We start from the raw sequence: 21,766 nt of genomic DNA, 5'->3' as shown, positions 1-21,766 counted from the left end.
CCGGCGCCGATCCCGCCCGGCGGTCGAGGACGGTCGCCGACCCGTCCGGCGCTCGATGGCGACCGCCGTCCCGGGGACCGGTGGGCATTCGACGACGAACGCCCATCGGTCCCCGGGGCCGTCAGCGCGGTTCGATTCCCAGCAGCTCGGCGGTCCAGTCCGGATCCGCCGTGACCACGGCCAGCAGCCGGGTGGCCCGGGTCAGCGCCACGTAGAGCGTGCGCATGCCGTTCGGCGACTGTTCGACGATCCCGCGCGGGTCGACGATCACCGCCACGTCGAACTCCAGGCCCTTGGCGTCCAGCGCGTCCATCGGCTGCACCCGCGGATCCAGGCCCGCCAGCTCGGCCGCCAGCTCCTCGGTCGCACCGACCGGGGTGACCACGCCGATGGTGCCCTCCACGGTCTCCAGCAGCTCGCGCACCAGCTTGCGCACCACCGGGCCGGTCCGCTCCCCCGCCGTGGCGTGCACGGTCGGCGGCTCGCCGCCGCTGCGCACCGCCCGGGCCGGCCGGGCCCCGGGCACCGCCCGCACCAGCACCCGCGCGGCGACGTCGGCCACCTCCACCGGGTTGCGGTAGTTGGTGGTCAACTCGAACTCGTACCGGCCCCGCTCGCGCAACGCCTCGGCCATCGCGGCCGCCGATGCGCTCGGGTCCTCCCACGCGCTCTGCGCGGGATCCTCGACGATGGTCCAGGTCGCGTGCATGCCGCGGCGGCCGAGCATGCGCCACTGCATCGGCGTCAGGTCCTGCGCCTCGTCGATGACGATGTGCGCGTACTCGACCGGCTCGTCCTCGTCCTCGTCGCGCGGCCTGCGGGCGCCGCGCCCGCCGGCCATCCGGTCCGCGTAGGTGGTCACCTCGGTGATCTCGTCCGGGACGTCCCGACCCACCGTCTCGCCGCTGAAGATGTCCCGACCGTCCACCACGTACGGGTTGTCCTCGTCCGGGTTGCCGTAGGCCACCGTGCGCTTGCGCGGGATCGGCCCGAGCAGGCCGGTCAGCTCGTCCATCAGCGCCACGTCGTGGAAGGAGACCTCGCCGGTGCGCGCGGTGCGCGCCCACGAGTTCGCCAGCACCGACACCTGCGCGGGCGTCAGGTCGCGTTCGTAGCGGCGCAAGCGCTCCGGGTCGGCCAGCGCGGCGAGCACGTCCACGGGCCGCTGGAGCGGCCACCACGCGCGCAGGAACGCGGCGAACTCGTCGCGCGCGGCCACGTCCTCGTGGAACGCGTCCTTCTCGCCGCGCCCGGCGCCGCGGGAGAGCAGTCGGCCCCACAGTTCGGTGAGCAGTTGGCGGGCCACCTGGAGCCGGGCGGTGTTGGGGCCGCCGCGGTTCTTGGCCAGCACCTCGCGACGGATCCGGCGCAGCGCCTTGTGGTCGAGCACGATCCGGGTGCCCCGGTGCGAGATCGCGAACTCGGTCGGCGCGCCGGCCGGCACGTCGGCCACCGCGCGGCGAAGCAGGTGGGTCATCGCGGCGGCACCCTTGAGCTTGGCCGCCGCCGCGTCGTCGTGATACGCCGCCTCGACGCCCTCGACCATGTCGCCCAGCGAGCGCAGCACCGCGCCGCCCTCGCCGAGCGAGGGCAGCACCCGTTCGATGTAGGCGGTGAAGCGCGGGTTGGGACCGACCACGAGGACGCCGCGGGAGCCGAAGCGGCGGCGGTGTTGGAACATCAGGTACGCCACGCGGTGCAGCGCGACGGCGGTCTTTCCGGTACCCGGGCCGCCGCGCACGATCACCGAGCGGTCGATCGGGGCCCGGATGGCCTCGTCCTGCTCGCGTTGGATGGTCGCCACGATGTCGTGCATCGAGCCGTCCCTGGTGCGCGAGAGCGCGGCCAGGAAGGCGCCGTCGCCGACGATGACCATGTCGCCGGCGGCGTCCGGGTCGAGCAGGTCGTCCTCGATGTCGACCACCGAGCGGCCCCGGCAGTGCAGCACCCGGCGGCGGACCACGCCGCGCGGGTCGTCCGGGGTGGCCCGGTAGAAGGCCTCCGCGGCGGGTGCGCGCCAGTCGACGACGAGCACCTCGCTGTCCTCGTCGCGGATGCCGATCCGACCGATGTGGCGGACCTCGTCGTCGAGCTGGTCGAGGCGGCCGAAGACGAGGCCGTCGTCGGCGGCGTCGAGCGAGCGGGCCCACAGTTCGGCGCGGTAGACCATGACGTCCCGCTCGACCAGCGCCGCGCGCGTGCCGACCTGCGCCTGCCGGTAGCCCTGTTGGAGCAGCGCCTGGGCTTCGTCGCGCATGTGTTCCAGGCGCGTGTAGGAGCGATCGACATGGACCTGTTCCGCGGCGAGCTCGCGTTCCTTGGCCTGGGGGTCGCCTGCCGGCGCGGGCATAGTGATGCTCCTTGTGACGTGACACAGGTCTGCGCCCACGATGGACGAGGCGCCGACGATCGTATGGCGTCGCCGGCGCTGTCCCCCGCGGGCCGATCCGCTCACGGGGGTTGCGGCTGGGGTCGGGGGTGCTCCCCCGAGGGACACAGTATTCGGGACCCGCCGCGGTCTTCGCGACGCCCGGGCCCGGCGGAGCCGATCGGGCGGGCCCGGCGGGCCGATCCCGGCCGGGGCGAGGTCGGCTCCGGGGTCTCGTCGGCGGGCCGGTGCCCGGCCGCCGCTCGGACGCCGCGCGGGCCCGGCTCGGGTCCTGCTCAGCCCTGCCTGGCGCGCAGCAGGCGCACCGCCACGACGACCCCGATCAGGCCCAGGAGTCCGAGTATCCCCCACAGCCAGGTGCTCACGTTCGACCCGCCGTCCCCGCCGGTGCTGCCGGGCGCGAGCGCGGCCTGGGCGGACCCGGCGGACGCCGCGGCCGGGGCCGTCACGGTGATCCCGAAGCGGGCCTTGGCCTCGTGCCGGGTCGGCGCGTTGTCCGAGACGGTGATCCCGAATCCGGTCTCGCCGGGGGCGGTGGGAGTGCCGGTGATCACACCGCTGTCCGGGTCCAGGGTCAGTCCCGGCGGCAGCGGGTCGTCGGCGACCCAGTGGTAGGGGGCGGTGCCGCCCTGGGCGGCGAGTTTGGCGGTGTAGGGCTGTCCGACGGTGGCGTGCGGCAGTACCGCGGCGGGCAGCACCAGTGCGGCCGAGGGCAGCACGTCGACGGGTGCGGACGGGTCGGATTCGCCGACCGCGTTGAGCGCGGTGATCGCGTACGAGTAGGTGGTGCCGTTGTCCAGGCTCTGGTCGGCGTAGGTCAGGGTGTCCGCGCCCAGGGTGGCGAGCGGCGATGCCGACTTGGGTTCGCCGTTGGTCGAGCGCAGGATCCGGTAGCCGGTGATCGGGCTGTCGCCGGTGTCCGCCGGCGGCATCCAGGACAACACCGCCTGGCCCTGTCCGGCGGTGGCGGCCAGGCCGCCGGGCGCGCCCGGCTTGCCGCTGCCCACTCCGGACAGCGTGACCGTACGGCTGCCGCCGGGGATGTTGCCGGTCAGCGTGAGCGTGCCGGCGGCCGAGCCCCGCTTGGTCGGGGTGAACGTGATCGCGAAGGAGCACGCGGAGCCGCCGGGCACGTTGGTGTCCGGGCCGGACGCGCACGTGGTGCCGCCGGCGTCGATCGCGAACGGGCCGTCGACCTTCGCGGAGGCGATCATGAACGGCACGTCGGCCGTGACGGTGATCGGCAGGTTGCGGGTGGCCTTCTGGCCGACCGGGGACGTGCCGAAGTCGACGGCCGGGAGCAGATCGCCGACCTGGGCGGCGGGCACCGTGAAGGACAGCAGTGCGTGGCCGTCGCCGACCCCGCCGGTGGCCGAGGTCTGCGCGCCGGGGAAGACGATCGGGTCGGCGTACGCGCCGATGCCGCCGGCGGCGGGGGCGAACAACCAGGGCAGCGGGGCCGTCGCCGAGGACAGCGTGGTGCCGCTGTCGGTGATCCCGACCACCAGGGTCGCGCCGGACCGGACCGGACCTGCCGCGGCGATCGCGGCCGAGCCGGCCACCGACGAGCCGGGAACGGTGCCGGCCGCCTTGCCGTACACGGTCACCGTCATCGCGGTGGCGCCGACCGGCACGGTCACCCGGTGGTCGCCGTTGCCGGTGACCGCCGTCTGCACCTGGGTCGTGCCGCCCGGGGCGGTCGGCGCGGCGGGTCGGGCCCGGACGGCCTCGGGCCGGCCGGCACCGGCGACCGCCGCGGGCGCGAGCGCGGCGAGGGCGCACATCGTCGCGAGCAGCCCCGCCCCCAGTGCTCCGGGGCGGATACGACGGCGGATGGCGCTGTGCATGGAGACGGACCCCCGGGTGGGCTGCGGCTGTCGATACCGGACGGCACCGGACGGCCCACCGCGGTCCCCGATTCACGGGGTCGGCGGATTCCGCGCGCACGGTTTTTCCGGCAGCTCCTCAGCGCGGATGCTAGCGCTCACAGGGAGCGACCGGGAGTGCCCCCGACGAGAAGATCACCCGATGGATTTCGCTGGGCCGGGCCGCCCGTACGAGCGGGACCCGGCAAAGCTGACCATCCGTCAGATATTGCCGGCACCGCCGGGGCCCGCACCGACGCCGATGCGCCGGTCGGCGCCGATTCACCGACCGGCAGTGGGTCGGGCCGGTGGACGGCCGGCATCCCGGTCCGTTCCCGCGGCGCGGACCAATCCGCGCCGTCGCGCGTGTCGGCGCCGAAGCGGGGGCCGAGCAGGGCGGTGCCCGCGATGAACAGGACCAGGGACCAGGCGACATACGCGTTCACGACACACTCCCGGCGGCACGATGGAATCGGCCTGCACAACGACCAGGCCAGTTCCCATTATTCGCCCGACTGGCCTGCCCATAAAGAGCCAATCCCCGGGAGGTGGACTGTGTTCGACGACCCATGGGGATCGGATATGGCGATCCTCCGGCGCGAAGGGGTACCGACGCGGCATCGTGGCCTCAAGCTCCCGCCGGGCCCGGGACGGTACCGGCGGGGCAGCCGGCGGCGTGCACCTCCCCCCAGTGCGCCGCCGAGGAAGGCGGGCCCGCGGGCATTCCCCCCGCTCGCGGGCCCGTCGCCCGCTCCCGACACCGATCCCCCGGCCGGCGGGCCCGGTTCAGCGCAGCGCGAGCACCACGTCCCGGATCCGCGCATCGTGCGCCGGATCGGCCGGCAGCGGCACGGTGACCGCATCCACCAGGCCGCCCCAGCGCGCCCGGATCAGCGCGGGCAACTCCTCGTACGGCGCCATCGGCACCAGCGTGTCCAGCACCTCGTCGGTGACGTGCCGAGCCAACTCGGACCAGTCGTCCCGGCGGATCATCTGCTGCAACCGGTCCTGGAGTTCGCCCCATCCGTACAGGTCGAGCGTGCCGCGATACGCGGGCGTCGAGTACAGGAACGCGAACAGCCGTCGCTGCCGCTCGCGTTCCGCGGCAAGCCGGGCCCGGTCCGGGCCGGCGATCAGTTGGGTGCCGGCGACCAGTTCGAACGCGCGCGGAACCGCCGCACGGGCCCGGCCCTCGGCCACCGCGGGACGGGCGACGGTCTCCAGCCAGCGCGGGCCGGAGTTGGTGGGATGGGTGACCAGGCCGTCGGCGAGTTCGCCGGCGAGCGTGCACATCGCCCGGCCGACCCCGCCGAGCAGGATCCGCGGGGCGGCGGTGTCCGGATCCGGGCCGGGGTTGAAGTACGGCTGCATCCGGGTGAGTCGGTGATGCGGTCCCTCGTACCCGGGCGGTTCGCCGGTCCGGAACGCCTCGAAGGCGGCCCGCACCGCGCCCACGTAGTCGCGCATCCGGGCCACCGGCGGCGACCACGGCATTCCGTACCGGTCCTCGATGTTCTGCCGCACCTGGCTGCCCAGGCCGAGTTGGAAGCGCCCGCCGGAGAACCGGGCCAGGTCCCACGCGCCGTACGCGGTCAGCAGCGGCGAGCGCACGAACGCCAGCGCGACCGACGTGCGCACCACGATCCGCTCGGTGTGTTCGAGGGCGAGCAGCGCGACCGCGAACGCGTCGTGCACCGTCTCGGCCACGTGCAGCCCGTCGAACCCGGCCGCCTCGGCCCGGCGCGCGTGCGCCGCCACCTCGCGCAGCGGCAGCCGCGGATCCATCCCGGTGTAGACCCTCACCAGGGGAAGTCTTCGCCGACCAGACCCTCGGACAGCGTCCACAACCGCGCGGCGTCCGCCTCGTCCAGGGCCCACGGCGCGTGCTCGGTGGTGATCGCGCAGTCCGCGAGGTAGACGCCGCCGACGTCCGCGAGTTCGCTCCCGACCGCCGCCCAGACCTGGGTCGCCGCACCGTTCGCGACCTGCTTGAGCGGCGGCATGTTCGCGGCGGTGACCTTCTTCTGCAGGTCGCGCCCGGCGTCGCGGGTCATATGCCGACCGAGGTTGGTCGCCACCATGCCCGGGTGCACCGCCAGGGACCGTACGCCGCGCCCGCGCAGCCGGCGATCCAGTTCGACGGTGAACAGGATGTTGGCGGTCTTGGACGCGCCGTACGCCTGCCAGGGGTGGTAGTCCTGCGGCGCGCTCTCGTAGTTGGGGTCGGCCCAGCGGATCCCGGACGCGACATGCCCGGCGGAGCTGAGGTTGACCACCCGCGCGCCCGGACCGAGGGTGGGCACCAGCAGGTTGGTCCACAGGAAGTGGCCCAGGTGATTGGTGCCGAATTGCAGCTCGAAGCCGTCCGCGGTGCGGGCGAACGGGGTCGCCATCACTCCCGCGTTGTTGAGGAGCACGTCCACCTTCGGGAAGCGCTCGCGCAGTTCGGCGGCGCCGGCGCGGATCGAGGCGAGCGAGGTGAGGTCCAGGACGACGTACTCCACCGTCGCGGGCAGCTCCGCGACCGCCGCCCGGCCCTTGTCCGCGTCCCGCGCGGTCAGCACCACGTGCGCACCCGCCGCCGCCAGCGCCCGCGCGCTCTCCCGCCCCAGGCCGGAGGTGCCGCCGGTGATCACGATGGTGCGGCCGGTCGGGTCCAGGCCCGCCAGGACGTCGTCGGTGGTGGTGTCGGGTCCGAATGGCATGGCACACTCCGCCGGATAGATGCTTGACTGTGTCGAGCACTATGCGGCGCGGTCGACGGGTTTGCAAGACCGCGGGTGCGCTCCGGACGCCGAGTCGAGGGGTCGTCAGGTCAGCCGGATCAGGCGCCGCTCGGTGGCCACGCTCACCGCGGCGGTCCGGGTGTCCACGCCGAGCTTCGCGTAGATGTGGCCCAGGTGGGTCTTCACCGTGGCCTGCGAGATGAACAGTTCCCGGGCGATCTCCGCGTTGCCGACCCCGCGCGCGAGCAGGTGCAGGATCTCCACCTCGCGGGCGGTGAGCGTGCTGTCCGGCTTGCGCATCCGCGTGAACAGGCGCGCGGCCACCTCGGGGGCCAGTACGGTCCGGCCCGCCGCGGCGTCGTGTACCGCGCGGAACAGGTCCTCGGGGCTGCCCGCCTTGAGCAGATAGCCGGCCGCACCCGCCTCGATCGCACGGGAGACGTCCGCGTCCGTGTCGTACATGGTCAGCACCAGCACGTGCGGCGGCTCGGGCAGCGCGAGCAGGCGCCGGGTGGCCTCGACGCCGTCGATCCCGCCGACCAGTTGCAGATCCATCAGCACCACGTCGGGGCGCAGCGCGGCGGCCAGCCGAACCGCCTCCTCCCCGCTCGCCGCCTCGCCCACCACCTCGATGCCCGCCTCGCCGGCGAACAGCGCGAGCAGGCCGGCCCGGACCACGGCGTGGTCGTCGCACACGATCAGGCGAATCGGGTTCACGACGGGGCTCCCGGGGTCGGACGGGGGGTGGGCTCGGCAGCGCCGTCCGCGGCCTGCGGCGCGGCGGCGTGGGACGGGTCGGCGTAGGACGGGTCGGCGCGGGCTGGGTCGGCCGGCGGCGCGTCGGCCGCGTCGGGGACGGTGGCGGCCAGGGCCGTGCCCTCGCCGGGGGCGCTCTCGACGGTGAGTTCGCCGCCCAGCTCGGCCAACCGGCGGCGCAGCGACGGAAGGCCGTAGCCGCGCAGGTCGCCCACGCGGGTCAGGCCCGGGTCGAAGCCGACGCCGTCGTCGCGGATGTCCAGCGCCACCCGATCCGGCAGGTAGGTGAGACTCACGTGCACGGTCCGGGCCCGGGCGTGTTCGCGCACGTTGGCCAGCGCGCCCTGGGCGGTCCGGGTGAGTGCGGCCTGCACCGGTTCGGCCAGTGCGCGGATCCGGCCGTCCACGGCGAGGGTGACGCTCGGCCCGTCCTCGCTTCGGAACCGCTCGACGACCCGGGCCAGGCCGCCCGCGAGGCCGGGGTCGTCGGCGAGTTCGGCGGGTGCCAGGTCGCGGACGAACCGGCGGATCTCCTCGACGCCGAGCGCCGCCACCTGTTCCGCTCGGTGTACGTGCGCGCGAGCGGCGGCGGGGTCGGTGTCCCAACTGCGGTCCGCGGCCTGGAGCAACATCCGCAGGCTGGAGGTGCCCTGCGCGATGGTGTCGTGGATCTCCCGGGACAACCGCTCCCGCTCGGCCAGCACGCCCGCTCGGCGCTCGCTGACCGCCAATTCGTCGACGGTCTCGCGCAGCCGTCGCTCGTCGCTGCGCATCCGGGTGAACACGGCGGTGGCGATCGCGGCCACGGCGGGCGGGCCGAGGAACAGGCTGGGGTCGATGGTGTCGGCGAGTCGGTACTGGGCGATCACCACGGCGCCGGTGAGCAGCACCACCGTGCCGATCGCCGCCCGGGTCGACAACACCCGCAGCCCGGTGTAGAGCAGCGGCACCGCGCACCACGCGAAGCTCGGCGCGACGGTGACCAGCGCCAGCCAGGTGGCGAGCACCGCGGTCAGCCAGGCCGCTCGGGCGGACGAGGGGTCCTCGGGCAGGGTCAGGCCGGCCAGGTAGAGCACGGCGAGCAGCAGCGCGAGCGCGAGCACCCACGGAGCCCGGCCGTCGGTGCCGTGCCGGACCGTGTATCGGCCGAGCGACGCGGCGAGCAGCAGCAGGAAACCCGCGTGGATCACCAGCCCGGCGTGCCGCACCGGCCATGGCTCTGTTCGCTGTCGGGGCACGACGTACCTGTTCCCTGTCCCGCTCGGCTCGATCACGCGCGACGCGCGCGGATCGACGATCCCCTCCACCGTGGACCGGCTCGCCCGGGTCCGGATCGGCCGATCGGTTGATCTTCGCACCGCCCGACCGGCGCGCCGGAACCGGCGACTCTGCCGATGGCCGGCGGGCGGATCGACGGGAGTGTGGAGGCATCGGGGCAATGCCCGGGAACGACGCAGGAACGTGAAAGAGGTACAGGACGATGAGCAACTTTTCGACGCGTGGTCGGGTGCTGACCGGGGTCTTCTCGCTTGCGGCGGTCGGCGCGGTCACCGCCGGTGTCGCGGCGGCCCAGGTGCCCGGCACCGCCGAGGCCAAGCACGACGAGCGCCCGGCGGCGGCCGTGGTGTCGGTCAAGACGCTGGGCGTGGACGCCGCGAGCAAGGCGGCCCAGGCCGCCCTCGACGCCGCCGAGAAGGACGGCCAGAAGGTCACCGTGGTCGTGGTCGCCCGGGACGGCTCCACCCGCGTGGTGCTCAAGGGCGACGGTGCGGGCCCGCAGTCGGAGGAGTCGGCCCGGCGCAAGGCGTACACCGCCGTGTCCTGGAACGCCCCGACCTCGGCGCTCGCCCAGCGGGTCACCGCGCCGGGCGCATCGCTCCGGGACATCCCCGGCACGCTGTTCCTGGCCGGCGCGGTGCCGGTCGCCGTGGACGGCGCCCCGATCGTGGGCATCGGGGTGGCCGGTGCTCCCGGCGGCGACTTGGACGAGAAGTACGCCGCCGAGGGCCTGAAGGCGATCGCCGGTCAGCTGAAGTAGCCGAGCGCCGAGCCCGCCCGCGCGCCCGACGGGACCGGGCGCCGGGCCTGCTCCCCGGCGTCGGGCGATTCCGGATCGAGGGGACGAGGCACCGCTCCTCGCCCCTCGACTCCGGGTCCGGGTCAGACGCCGTCGGTTCCGGGGCCGACACCGCCTCCGCCGTCGCCGGGACCCGACGGGTAGGGGGCGGTCAGCCGAAGAACACCGCACCGTCGGTGTTGAAGACCGCGCTCTGGAAGGGCAGCAGCAGTTGGGCCGGCAGGAAGCTGTCCGGCATCAACGGTTCGCGGGGCGTCTGCGCGGCGCGCGCCGCGGGAATGTACAGCGAGGCCATCGAACCGAAGATGACCGCCGTGATGATCACGGCCGCCTTGCGAAATCCGTGCTTGACCATGGAATTGCCCTTCACCGGGGACGTCGGGGGAAACGAATCGGCGTCCCGCCGCACTCGGGAATTCCGGGCACGGCTCCGCCGCGCCGCCCGGGGATTTCATGGCGGCGCGGCAACTCTAAGGTTTTGTCGGCAAAGGAAAAGACGCCGTTCGCCCTCCCGGGTGACGTCATCGGTTGGCCCAGGGCCCAGGACACGCAATTTCACTCGGAAGGGTGAGGATTGTGCGCCTGCGCGCTCCGGCACGTGTCCAAGTCCCGTGCCGGACGTTATCCGGGCCGCCCGATGCCGATTCGCTCGCGCAGTCGGTGAAAGGACATTGCGGCGTCCGGTTCCCGGTCGGGAAGTCGACATGGATCAAGCCGAACCGTTGCCGGTGCAAACGCGGGGATAGTTTCCCGGGTCGGCTCGTCCCGGGTGACGAGAAACGACCCGCAGCGCTCCTCGCTCCCGCCGGCTCCCGCCGGCCGGGAGCGCGGGCAGGTCCCGGGGGTGGCGGGGGACGTCATGGCGGCTCCTGTGTGGCGTTCGCGGGCGGTCCGGGTGATTTCGGGCGATCCGACGGGCCGGGCCGGAGCGCCCGCGGGCGGGTCCGGTCGGGCAGCGAATCGCGGCCATGACGGCCCGGGCGGTGTGCACGGTCCAGGGTGTGATCGGGTCATCCGAACATCGTTTTCTCGGTTGACAATTAGAATGGTTGTCCATGACAACCGGACCCGCGCCCGGCCGCCCCGAACAGGGTTGGCTACGCCGCCTGATGGCCGCCTCGTGGCGGTATCGAAGCAGCGTGCTGATCGCGTTCGGCGCGTCCTTGGTGGGCATGGCGGTCACCGCGCTGGTCCCGCTGGTGCAGCGCAGGGTGGTCGACGACGCGGTCGCCGGCGAGCTCGGCGGGCTGCTGCCGCTGTCGGTGCTGCTGCTGGGCGCGGCCGTGGTGGTGTTCGGCTGTACGTACGCGCGGCGCTACGTCGGCGGCAAGTTGTCCCTGGACGTGCAGTACGACCTGCGTACCCGCATCTTCGGCGCGCTCTCCCGACTGGACGGCGCCCGGCAGGACGAATTGCAGACCGGGCAGATCGTCAGTCGGGGGATCTCCGACGTGACGATGGTCCAGGGCTTCCTGTCGATGATCCCGATGATGACCGGCAGCGTGCTGCTCTTCGTCATCTCGCTCGGCGTGATGTTCTGGCTGTCGCCGCTGCTCACGCTGGTGTCGCTGGCGGTGGGGCCGGGTTTGTTCGCGGTGGCCTACCTGTCCCGGAAGCGACTGTTCCCGGCCACCTGGCAGGCCCAGCAGGATGCCGCCGCGCTGGCCGGTGTCGTGGAAAGCGCGGTGACCGGGGTCCGGGTGGTCAAGGGCTTCGGGCAGGAGGAACAGGAGCTGGACCGGCTGGAGGCGGCCGGCCGCAGGCTGTTCGCTTCCCGGCTGCGCTCGGTCCGGTTGAACAGCCGGTACACGCCGACGCTTTCGGCGATCCCCGCCATCGGCCAGGTCGGCGTGCTCGCGCTCGGCGGCTGGTTGGCCGTCCGCGGCGAGATCACCCTGGGCACGTTCCTGGCCTTCTCCACGTATCTGGGCCAGCTGGTCGGGCCGGTGCGGATGCTCTCCGGCCTGCTGACCTTCGGTCAGCAGGCGCGGGCCAGCGTCGAGCGCATCTTCGAGGTGATCGACTCCCAGCCGATCGTGACCGAGAAGCCGGACGCCGAGGTGTTGCCGGTGGTGGCCGCGTCGGTGGAGTTGGCCGACGTGCGATTCGGCTACGTCGCCTCGCGGCCGGTGCTCGACGGGTTGTCGCTGCGGGTGGAGCCGGGCGAGACGCTGGCCCTGGTGGGCACCTCCGGGTCGGGCAAGTCCACCGTTTCGATGCTGCTGCCCCGGTTCTACGACGTGCAGTCCGGCGCGATCCTGGTGGACGGGCGCGACGTGCGGGATCTGACCTTCGACTCGTTGCGCTCGGCGATCGGGCTGGTGATGGAGGACAGCTTCCTGTTCTCGGACACCGTGCGGGCCAACATCGCGTACGGTCGGCCGGACGCGACCGAGGAACAGGTACTCGCGGCGGCGCGGGCGGCCGAGGCCGACGCGTTCATCCGCGAACTGCCGGCCGGCTACGACACGGTGGTCGGCGAGCAGGGGTTGACCCTGTCCGGCGGGCAGCGGCAGCGGGTCGCGCTCGCCCGGGCGTTGCTCACCGATCCGCGGATCCTGCTGCTGGACGACGCGACCTCGGCGGTGGACCCCAAGGTCGAGGCGGAGATCCACGCCACGCTGCACCGGGTGATGGCCGGCCGGACCACGATCCTGGTCGCGCACCGGCGCTCGACGCTGCAACTGGCCGACCGGATCGCGGTCCTGGATCGTGGCCGGCTGGTGGACGTGGGCAGCCACGACGAACTGAGCGCACGCTGCCCGCTGTACCGGCTGCTGCTGTCCGGGCCGGGCGAGGACGCCGAGGGGGTGGACGCGCACGCGGCGGCCGCGGCTGCCGGGTCGGTCGCGGCTGCCGATCCGGTCGTGCTTGCCGAGTCGCCGACGGTTGCCGAGTCGGTCGCGGTTCCCGAGCCGGTCCCGGCTGCCGGGCCGGTCGCGCCGCTCGACGCGAGCGGGGTGACGCCCGCGCTGTGGGATCGCTCGACGCCGGCCGACCCGGCGCCGGCGGCCGCGTCCGGTGCGCTCGCCGGGACCGGGACGGGCGGCGGCCCACGCGGTTGGGCGGCCATGCTTCAGGCCACGCCGGAGTTGCTGGCCCAGGTGGACAAGCTTCCGCCCGCGACGGATCGGCCCGACGTGGACGAAGCGCAGGCGCGGCGTTCCGACGCGGCGTTCGATCTGCGCTCGTTGTTGCGGCCCTTTCGGTGGGCGCTGTTGCTCGCCTTCGTCCTGGTGATCCTGGACACCGGCGCGCAACTCGCGCTGCCGGCGCTGATCCGGGACGGGATCGACCGGGGCATCGACGACGGGGCGACCGGCGCGATCATGACGGTGTCGCTGATCGCCGTCCTGATCGTGGCGGCCGACTGGTTCGTCAACGTCGCCCAGGCGCTGATCGCGGGCCGCACCGGCGAGCGGTTGCTCTACACGCTGCGGGTGAAGACCTTCGCCCACCTGCAACGGCTGGGCCTGGACTACTACGAACGCGAGTTGTCCGGGCGGATCATGACCCGGATGACCACCGACGTGGACGCGTTGTCCACGTTCCTGCAGACCGGGTTGGTCAGCGCGGTGGTCAGCGTGCTGACCTTCTTCGGGATCATGGTCGCGCTGCTCGTGCTCGACTGGGAACTCGGGCTGATCGTGATGAGCGTGCTGCCGATCCTGATCGCGGCGACCGTGGTGTTCCGGTCCAGGTCGTCCAAGGCCTACACGGAGGCGCGCGAGAAGGTCAGCGTGGTCAATGCCGATCTCCAGGAGAACGTCGCGGGGTTGCGGACGTCGCAGGCGTTCCGCCGCGAGGGCCGCAACTCGGAGCGGTTCGCCGAACGCAGCGACGACTACCGTGCTTCGCGGCTGCGGGCGCAGCGCTACATCGCGCTCTACTTCCCGTTCGGGCAGTTCCTGTCCAACGTCGCGGCGGGCATCGCGCTGATCGTCGGAGCGCATCGGGTCGGCGGCGGGACCTTGTCGGCGGGTGCGTTGATCGCCTACCTGCTCTACATCGACATGTTCTTCTCACCGATCCAGCAGCTCTCCCAGGTCTTCGACGGCTACCAGCAGGCGGCGGTGGGGCTGCGCCGGATCCGCGATCTGCTGCGTACCCCCACCACGACGCCGCCTCCGGCCGTGCCGGTACCGGTGCCGGCGAGCGGGCTCAAGGGGGCGATCGCCTTCGAGAACGTGCGATTCGCGTACAACGCACCCGCGTTCGTGGACTTCGCGGACGAGGACGCCACCGCCGTCGCCACCGCTGCCCGGTCGGGCGAGGACGGGCCCGGCAAGGCCGGGCTGGGCAAGGGCGGGCCGGGCGAGGGCGAGTCTGCGGCGGGCCCGCCCGAGGTGTTGTCCGGCATCTCGCTGTACATCGAGCCCGGCGAGACGGTCGCGCTGGTGGGACAGACCGGGGCGGGCAAGTCCACGCTGGTCAAGCTGGTGGCCCGGTTCTACGACGTGACCGCCGGCGCGGTGCTGGTGGACGGCGTGGACGTGCGCGACTACGACCTCTCGGCCTACCGACACCGGCTCGGCATCGTCCCGCAGGAGGCGTATCTGGCTCAGGGCAGCGTGCGGGACGCGATCGCGTACGGCCGCCCGGACGCCACGGACGCCGAGGTCGAGGCGGCGGCCCGCGCGGTCGGCGCACATGCGGCGATCGCCGACCTGAACGGGGGCTACCTGCACGATGTCGGCGAGCGTGGACGCAACCTGTCGGCGGGGCAGCGCCAACTGATCGCGCTCGCCCGCGCCTACCTCGTCGACCCGGACATCCTCCTGCTCGACGAGGCCACCGCCGCATTGGACCTGGCCACCGAGGCCGCGGTCACCCGCGCCACCGAGGCACTCACCGGCCGCCGCACCACCCTGGTCGTCGCCCACCGCCTGACCACAGCCGCCCGCGCCGACCGCATCGCCGTCATCGACCAGGGCCGCCTGGTCGAGCTCGGCACCCACACCCAACTCCTCACTCAGGCAGGCCCCTACGCCTCCCTATGGGCAGCCTTCACCGGCACGAAAGAACACGCGGCCTAACCCCCATCCCACCCGAAACCCTTCACCCGTCCGGCACTTGAGGACAACAGCGGCGCGCCCCGACAGCCCGTCGGACCAAACCCCTCAGCCCGGTCGGCGTTCGAGGCCACCTCGGCCGAAGGCCGGGTCGAGCCCGTCCGACGCTCAAGAACCGCCGCGCCCTCACCGCACACCACGGGCGCAACCCCGGCAACCGACCGGACCGAATCCTCCAGCCCGTCCGGCGCTTGAGGACAACAACGCAACCCCGAACGCCGACCGGACCAACCCCTCAGCCCGGTCGGCGTTCGAGGCCATCCCTACTCGGTCGCAACCGAGCGCAGGACCGGCAACCGCGCAGCCCGCGCAGCGGGCCTCGCCCCGGCCGCCAGGCCACCGAGCGCGCCCACCCCCACCAGCACCGCCAGTTGCACCGCGGGCACCGAGAACGGCAGCGCAGCCCCCGTATCGGCGCCGCCGATCGCGCGGATCGCCACCCAGCCCAGGAACAGGCCCACCACGAGGCCGCTCGCCGCACCGATCACCGCGACCAGCGTCGACTCCCAGCGCAGCGCCGACCGCACCTGGGACCGCGCCGCGCCGATCGCCCGCAACAGGCCCAGCTCACGGGTGCGTTCGTAGGCCGCCAGGGACAGCGTGTTGGCGATCCCGCCCAGCGCGATCACCAACGCGAGCGCCAGCAGCACGTAGACCACAGCGACCAGCGTCTGCAACATCGCGGCCCGCGCCCGCACGAACCCTTCCCGGTCCCGTACCGGCGGCGCGCCGTAGTCCTTGGCCAACCGCTCGACCGCCGCCTCGACCGTGTCCGTCGAGGTGCCCGGCGCCAACCGCAGCACCGTCGCCGCGTCCAGGGCCGCGTCCGCATGCGGCTCCCATGCGGTGCGATCGATGAGGTAGTCGCCGACCACGGCGGTGCGGTCGTAGAGCCCGGTGACCGTGAACGGCTGCCGCGCACCGTCCGGGAAGGTGACCTCGGCGGTCGAGCCGACCTGCCAGCCGCGGTCCTTCGCGGTGTCCGCGGACACCGCCATGCCGTTCGCGCCGAGCCCGGTCACCCGCCCGTGCTTCACGTCGAGGTCGAACAGCCGGTCCAGCCGGTCCGAATCCACCGCCAGCAGTTGCCGACCGCGCCCGTCCACGAGCGCACCCGCGTTGCGGATCCCGGTTGCCGCAATTACGCCGGGCAACTCGGATGCCCTGCGGGTGAGTTCGGGACTGTGACCGCCACCGGCCCAGCCGCCGGGCGAGGATCCGCCGATCACCAACTGTCCCGCGATCACCTTGCGGGTCTGCTCACCGGCACCCTCCTTGAGCGAGGCCGCGAACACGGCGAACAGCGTGACGATGGCGATCCCGAGCAACATCGCGGTCGCCGCCCCGGCCGTCCGGCGCGGACTGCGCAGCAGGTTGCCGCGGGCCAACGCGCCCGGCGCACCACGCAGTCGCGGCAGCGGGGCGGTAAGCGGTCCGCCGACCGCCCGGATGCCCGCCGGGGCGACCAGCAGCACACCCGCGAGCAGGGCCGGCGCGGCGATCGCCAGTCCCACGAGGCCGCCGCCGGCAATGCCCACCGCGAGGCCGGCCGCAAGCAGCACCAGGCCCGCGATCAGTCGCCGCCGCGGCAGTTCGGTGCGTTCCGCGCCCGCCCCGCGCAGCGCCGTCACCGGTGCCACGCGCGAGCCGCGCACGGCCGGCACCAGGGCTGCGAACGCGGTCAACAAAATGCCGACGGGCAGCACCGTGAACGCGGTGGACGCCTTGAACGTCAGCCCCCGGGCGGGCAGTTCGAAGCCGAGTACGGCGAACAGCTCCTCGAGTCCGGCGGCCAGGCCGAGCCCGGCCACAAGGCCGAGTGCGGAGGCCAGCACGCCGATCACCAGGGCCTCGATCAGCGCCTGCCGCAGCGCCTGACCCCGGCTCGCGCCCAGCGCCCGCATCAGGGCGACCTCGCGGGTGCGCTGCGCGGCCACCACGGAGAACGTGTGGTTGATCGAAAACGCCGCGACGACCAGCGCGATCGCGGCGAAGACGGTCAGGAAGGTGCGGAAGACGCGCAGGAAGCTGTCCTCCACTGCGGACACCGCCTCGCCGGTGGCCACACTGCCGGGCACCGCCTCGACGTCGGCCGGCAGCGCCTGTCGGATCCGCGCGGCCAGGTCCTTCTGGTCGGTGCCGGGCACCGCCCGGACCGCGATCGTGCCCACCTTGCCGGGGTCGCGCAGCACGTGTCGGCGCGCGCCGTCGAGATCGAAAGCGGTGTAGGAGCCGCCACCGAAGGCGTCCAGGTCACCGAAGGTGGCCACGCCCACGACGGTCACCGGCACCGGCCCGGGGGTGAGCACCGTGACCCGGTCGCCGGGCTTCAGGTGCCCCTGTTTGGCGGTGCCCCGGTCGATCACCACCTCGTCGGGCGCCGTCGGCGCGCGGCCGGTGGCCAACCGGTACGGCGTCAGGGCTGGATCGGGTATCCAATTGCCCGCCGTCCGGGGGCCGTTGCCGGTCAGCGCCTTGCCGTCCTTGCCGACCACCTGGCCGTAGCCCTGGATCACCGGTTCGGCGCCCGCGACCCCGGGCACCGCCCGGACCCGGTCCACCAGTGCGGCGTCGATCGCGCCGCGTTGGGTGCCGGGTCGGTCGGTCACCGAGGTGGCGTTGCGCACCACCACGTCGGTACCGGCGCCGCTGTCCCGGATCAGCCCGCCGATGGAGGAGTTCATCGTGTCGGCGAGCACGAGCGCGCCGGAGAGGAAGGCCGTGCCCAGCAGCACGGCGAGGGCCAGGCCCACGAGCCTGCGTTTGCGGGCCCACAGGTTGGCGAGCGAGAGTCGGATCAACATCGCGCGTCACTCCCCTCGGGCGCCGGCACCCGCGGCGACACGGTCGAATGCCTTCATCCGGTCCAACACCCGGTCCGGTGTCGGCGCCTGCATGTGGTCGGCTATCCGGCCGTCGGCCAGGAACACCACGCTGTCCGCGTAGCCCGCGGCGACCGGGTCGTGGGTGACCATCAGCACGGTCTGTTCGAGTTCGTTCACGGCGTCGCGCAGCAGCGCGAGCACCTCGGCACCGGAGCGCGAGTCGAGGTTGCCGGTCGGCTCGTCGGCCATCACGATCTCCGGCCGGCCGACCAGGGCCCGGGCCACCGCGACGCGCTGCTGTTGCCCGCCGGAGAGCTCGCCGGGCCGGTGGTGCAGCCGCTGCTGCAACCCGACCGCGGCGACCACCCGGTCCAGCCAGGCCGGGTCCGTCTTGCGGCCCGCGAGCGATGCGGGCAGCACGATGTTCTCCAGCGCGGTCATCGTGGGCAGCAGGTTGAACGCCTGGAAGACGAACCCGATCCGGTCCCGACGCAGCCGGGTGAGCTGCCGGTCGGTGAGCGAGCCCAGCTCGGTGTCGCCGAGGAAGACCGCGCCGTCGGTGACGTCGTCGAGGCCGGCCAGGCAGTGCAACAGCGTGGACTTGCCGGATCCCGAGGGGCCCATCACGGCGGTGAACCTGCCGCGCGGGAAGCCGATGGTGACGTCGTCCAGGGCGCGGACGACGGTGTCCCCCTCGCCGTGCACCCGCGAGACGTGTTCGGCGCGGGCCGCGTGGTTGTTCGTGGGGTCGATGGTGGTGGTCATGACGATCCTTCTCGGGAGAGGGGACTGGAGGATGAACGAAGGGGTGCGGGTCGGCCCGCAGCGGCGGGCTCACGCACGGCGCCGGTTGGGTCTGCCTCGCCGGCAGCGTCGGCCGAGGCGCGTCGAGCGCGCGGCGGACCGTCGGTGTGTCGGCCGGACCGGGGGCGACCGCGGCCGCGGTGGCCCGAAGGTTTGAAGACGGACAGCGCCGTCGAGACGATCAGCGCGAGCAGCTGGAAGATCACCACGGCCAGGTGCCAGGTCTGCAACGGGGGCAACGCATCCGCGTCGCCGCCGGATGCGGAGGCGGCGATCATCCGGTGAGCGAACTGGCTGACCACCCCGGCGCCGGCCACGATCACCGCGATCAGCAGCACGATCTTGATCTTGATCCAGAGGTGCTGCCACAGCCCCCACGGCGTCCGCAGACACAGCAGCACGCCGGTGATCAGGGACAACACGGCGAACGGGATGCCGCCGGCCAGCGCGAATATCCGCATCAGTTGATACGCACCGTGTCGCAGCGCGGGGTCGTCGGTCGAGCGGGCCACGACGGCGATCAGCAGCATGACCCACTCGACGCCCAGCAGGCCGACCGCGAACACGACGTGCCCGGAGTTGACCGCCCTGCGAACGGACCTCGAATAGCGCCGTTTGCCGGTCGTCGGGGACGCGTTCACGGTGACCTCCTGGGAAGCAGTGGCGGACGGGGGCGGAGTCGGGGCGTGGGCCCGAGCCGCATCGGCAAGGTGTGGAATCGGCTTCGCTCCGGGGCCTTGCCGACGGGATCAACTCTTCCGATTCGCGGCCCGGCCGGCGTCCGGCCCGGGGATGCACCGGACCTGCTGCCCCGGCAGGCCCAAGGGGGCGTCGACCAGCACGTTCCTGCTCCCTGGGGAGCAGTCCGCAGGGGCCTGCCTGCTTCCCCGGGAGCATGCGACAAGCCCACGCGCAGCCGACGCGCGCGGCGCCCCACGCGCCCTACCGTTGATCACATGACGTGCCCCTCGAATCCCCCGACCCGGCGTCCGGGCCGGCGGCCCCGACCACCGTGGTCGCGGGTTTCCCGCCCCGGTGCGCACTGGCTCGCGCACACCCTCCGCCCGGTCCCGCCCGTCGTGCGCGACATCGCGCTCGGGGTGCTGGTCTGCGTGGTGCAGCTGGGCACGATGCTCTTCGCGGCGCACCGCCAACCGGACGCCGCCCGGGATCAGGACGTGTGGAGCGTGCTGCTGATCGTCGCCGGCCCGCTGGCGCTGATCGTGCGCCGCCGTCACCGCGCCGGCGTACTCCTGGTGGCGGTCGGTACGGCGCTGCTCTACACGATGCTCGACTATCCGCGCGGCCCGATCTTCTTCGCGATGATCATCGCGCTGTGGGGCGCCTTCGCCGCCGGCCTGCGCCTGTTGGCGTATGTGGTCCTGGTGCTGGGCTACCTCGGCTTCGTCTGGATCTCGCCGCTGGTGACCTCCGAGCCGACGCCCGACCTCGCGCCCGCGTTGGGCATCGCCGCGTGGCTGCTGGTGCTCGCGGGCATCGGCGAGGTGGTCCGGCTGCGCCGCGCGTTCAACGCCGCCGAGGCGCAGCGCGCCCGGGTGCAGTCGCTCGGCCTGGCCGAGGCCGAGCGCCGCCGAGCGGGTGACGAACGGCTGCGGATCGCCCGCGAGTTGCACGACGTGCTCGCGCACCACATCTCGCTGATGAACGTGCAGGCGTCGGTGGGCCTGGAGTTGATGGACTCCTCGCCGGAGCAGGCCCGCGAGGCGCTGACCGCGGTCAAGTACGCGAGTCGGGAGGCGCTGCGCGAGTTGCGCTCGGTGCTGGACATCCTCAAGGGCGACTCGGTCGACCGCTCGGGTCCGGACGGCGCCCCGCGCGCGCCCACCGCGGGCCTGGATCGGCTCGACGACCTGGTCGCGCGCACCTCGGCGGGCGGGCTGACCGTGCGGGTCGAGCGCGCCGGCACCGCCCGCCCGCTGAGTTCGGCGGTGGACCTGGCGGCATACCGGATCGTGCAGGAGGCGCTGACCAATACCCTGCGGCACGCCGCGGCGAGCGAGGCCGTGGTCAAGGTGACCTACGGCGATACCGGTCTGGAGTTGTCGATCCGCGACAACGGCCGAGGCGCCGGGTCCGAGCCGTGGCCGGCCCCCGCCGACGCGCTGAGTTCCGGTGGCAACGGACTGCACGGCATGCGCCAACGGGCCGCCGCGCTCGGTGGCCGCTGTGTCGCGGGGCCGGTGCCCGGGCGCGGCTTTCACGTCCAGGCCCACCTGCCCTACGGTGATCGCGCCGACGGGAAGGATGGCAGCGGGCGTGCGCCGACCCGGTCGGCGGCGACCGCCGGCGGTCCGACGCGGCCCATCGAGGGGGATGCATGATCAGGTTGGTGCTGGCCGACGACCAGGCCCTGGTGCGCGCGGGCTTTCGGGCCCTGTTGTCCGCGCAGCCGGACATGGAGGTCGTGGGCGAGGCGGGCGAGGGCGGCGAGGCGATCCGGCTCACCCGCGAGTTGCGCCCCGACGTGGTGCTGATGGACATCCGGATGCCGGGCATGGACGGCCTGGAGGCCGCCCGCGTGATCGCGGCGGACCCGGCGTTGACCGAGGTGCGGGTGGTCATCCTGACCACGTTCGACCTCGACGAGTACGTCTTCGAGGCGCTGCGCAACGGCGCGAGCGGCTTCCTCGTCAAGGACACCGAACCGGCCGAACTCCTGCGCGGGGTGCGGGTGGTCGCGGCGGGCGACGCGCTGTTGTCGCCGAATGTGACCCGCCGACTGATCGAGGAGTACGCGGCCGGCGCCTCGCGCCCCACCGCCCCGCCCTCCGCCGAACTGGCCCTGCTCACCGAACGCGAGCGGGAGATCGTCGGGTTGGTCGGCCGCGGGTTGTCCAACGACGAGATCGCCGAACACCTGGTGCTTAGTCCCCTCACCGCGAAGACCCACGTGAGCCGGGCAATGACCAAGCTGTCCGTGCGCGACCGGGCCCAACTGGTGGTCTTCGCCTACGAAACCGGCCTGGTCACACCGGGCCGCACATCCACCTGAACAACCGCGCCCCAATCGGCCCCGAAAACCCCACCGAACCGCATCGGCCCGACCCGGTCGGGCCCGACCGTGCCCGACCGCACCCAACCCGGCGGCGCCTCCCCCATCCACTGACGCCCACCGACCCCGTCCCGACCCGACCCGACGGCCCGGGCCCAGGCGCAATCCCGAATCCGAACCCGAACGCACGAAAGCGCCGGACGGACCAGGATCGGTCCGTCCGGCGCTCGTACCGTGGC

General features: G+C 73.2%; 14 protein-coding genes. 4 read left to right on the top strand and 10 right to left on the bottom strand.

Going from position 1 to position 21,766, the window contains the following annotated elements; translation table 11 throughout:
* Positions 1-121 precede the first annotated feature (121 nt).
* The 6 genes from ACFZBU_RS05150 to ACFZBU_RS05125 all read right to left on the bottom strand — a co-directional run bounded on the left by ACFZBU_RS05150 (position 122) and on the right by ACFZBU_RS05125 (position 8,944).
* Complete coding sequence (locus tag ACFZBU_RS05150) at positions 122-2,350, bottom strand: HelD family protein (protein ID WP_391582103.1); 2,229 nt, start codon at positions 2,348-2,350, stop codon at positions 122-124.
* A 314-nt stretch (positions 2,351-2,664) separates the two neighbouring features.
* Positions 2,665-4,236, bottom strand: a complete 1,572-nt coding sequence (locus ACFZBU_RS05145) for a putative Ig domain-containing protein (RefSeq protein WP_391582102.1) — start codon at positions 4,234-4,236, stop codon at positions 2,665-2,667.
* Between the two features lie 804 nt (positions 4,237-5,040).
* The gene (locus ACFZBU_RS05140) at positions 5,041-6,057 is read right to left on the bottom strand and encodes a TIGR03617 family F420-dependent LLM class oxidoreductase (protein WP_391582101.1); all 1,017 of its coding nucleotides are present in this window, start codon (positions 6,055-6,057) and stop codon (positions 5,041-5,043) included.
* The gene (locus ACFZBU_RS05135) at positions 6,054-6,959 is read right to left on the bottom strand and encodes an SDR family NAD(P)-dependent oxidoreductase (RefSeq protein ID WP_391582100.1); all 906 of its coding nucleotides are present in this window, start codon (positions 6,957-6,959) and stop codon (positions 6,054-6,056) included. Before ACFZBU_RS05135 ends, ACFZBU_RS05140 begins: the two co-directional genes overlap by 4 nt.
* A gap of 105 nt (positions 6,960-7,064) precedes the next feature.
* Positions 7,065-7,697, bottom strand: coding sequence for a response regulator (locus ACFZBU_RS05130; protein ID WP_391582099.1), 633 nt, complete (start codon positions 7,695-7,697; stop codon positions 7,065-7,067).
* Positions 7,694-8,944 carry a sensor histidine kinase gene (locus tag ACFZBU_RS05125; RefSeq protein ID WP_391582098.1) on the bottom strand — a complete coding sequence of 417 codons (1,251 nt, stop codon included), beginning with the start codon at positions 8,942-8,944 and terminating at the stop codon, positions 7,694-7,696. The genes ACFZBU_RS05130 and ACFZBU_RS05125 overlap by 4 nt, the downstream gene beginning before the upstream one ends.
* A gap of 272 nt (positions 8,945-9,216) precedes the next feature.
* On the opposite strand from ACFZBU_RS05125, the gene ACFZBU_RS05120 reads away from it, so the two are divergent.
* Positions 9,217-9,774, top strand: a complete 558-nt coding sequence (locus ACFZBU_RS05120) for a heme-binding protein (protein ID WP_391582097.1) — start codon at positions 9,217-9,219, stop codon at positions 9,772-9,774.
* Between the two features lie 190 nt (positions 9,775-9,964).
* On the opposite strand, the gene ACFZBU_RS05115 is transcribed toward ACFZBU_RS05120, so the two are convergent.
* Entirely contained in the window at positions 9,965-10,168 is a 204-nt protein-coding gene (locus ACFZBU_RS05115; protein ID WP_391582096.1) for a hypothetical protein, read from the bottom strand.
* Positions 10,169-10,868: 700 nt separating this feature from the next.
* Between ACFZBU_RS05115 and ACFZBU_RS05110 the strand changes: the two genes are divergently transcribed.
* Positions 10,869-14,849, top strand: coding sequence for an ABC transporter ATP-binding protein (locus ACFZBU_RS05110; RefSeq protein ID WP_391582095.1), 3,981 nt, complete (start codon positions 10,869-10,871; stop codon positions 14,847-14,849).
* A gap of 299 nt (positions 14,850-15,148) precedes the next feature.
* On the opposite strand, the gene ACFZBU_RS05105 is transcribed toward ACFZBU_RS05110, so the two are convergent.
* From ACFZBU_RS05105 to ACFZBU_RS05095, 3 genes are read right to left on the bottom strand one after another with little or no spacing between them, the layout of a single operon-like run.
* Complete coding sequence (locus tag ACFZBU_RS05105; protein WP_391582094.1) at positions 15,149-17,689, bottom strand: FtsX-like permease family protein; 2,541 nt, start codon at positions 17,687-17,689, stop codon at positions 15,149-15,151.
* Between the two features lie 6 nt (positions 17,690-17,695).
* Positions 17,696-18,475, bottom strand: coding sequence for an ABC transporter ATP-binding protein (locus tag ACFZBU_RS05100; protein ID WP_391582093.1), 780 nt, complete (start codon positions 18,473-18,475; stop codon positions 17,696-17,698).
* On the bottom strand, positions 18,472-19,155 hold the full coding sequence (locus ACFZBU_RS05095; protein ID WP_391582092.1) for a DUF2269 family protein: 684 nt from the start codon (positions 19,153-19,155) through the stop codon (positions 18,472-18,474). The genes ACFZBU_RS05100 and ACFZBU_RS05095 overlap by 4 nt, the downstream gene beginning before the upstream one ends.
* 438 nt (positions 19,156-19,593) lie before the next feature.
* Between ACFZBU_RS05095 and ACFZBU_RS05090 the strand changes: the two genes are divergently transcribed.
* Positions 19,594-20,856: a sensor histidine kinase gene (locus ACFZBU_RS05090; protein ID WP_391582091.1), complete on the top strand. Its 1,263-nt coding sequence runs from the start codon at positions 19,594-19,596 to the stop codon at positions 20,854-20,856.
* Positions 20,853-21,527, top strand: coding sequence for a response regulator (locus ACFZBU_RS05085; RefSeq protein WP_391582090.1), 675 nt, complete (start codon positions 20,853-20,855; stop codon positions 21,525-21,527). Before ACFZBU_RS05090 ends, ACFZBU_RS05085 begins: the two co-directional genes overlap by 4 nt.
* Positions 21,528-21,766: the final 239 nt, after the last annotated feature.

Origin of the sequence: Embleya sp. NPDC008237 (assembly GCF_042956465.1) — a bacterium.
Taxonomy (GTDB): domain Bacteria; phylum Actinomycetota; class Actinomycetes; order Streptomycetales; family Streptomycetaceae; genus Embleya.
Note: the sequence above shows the minus strand (reverse complement) of the source record. Positions and strands in the feature narration are given on the sequence as shown.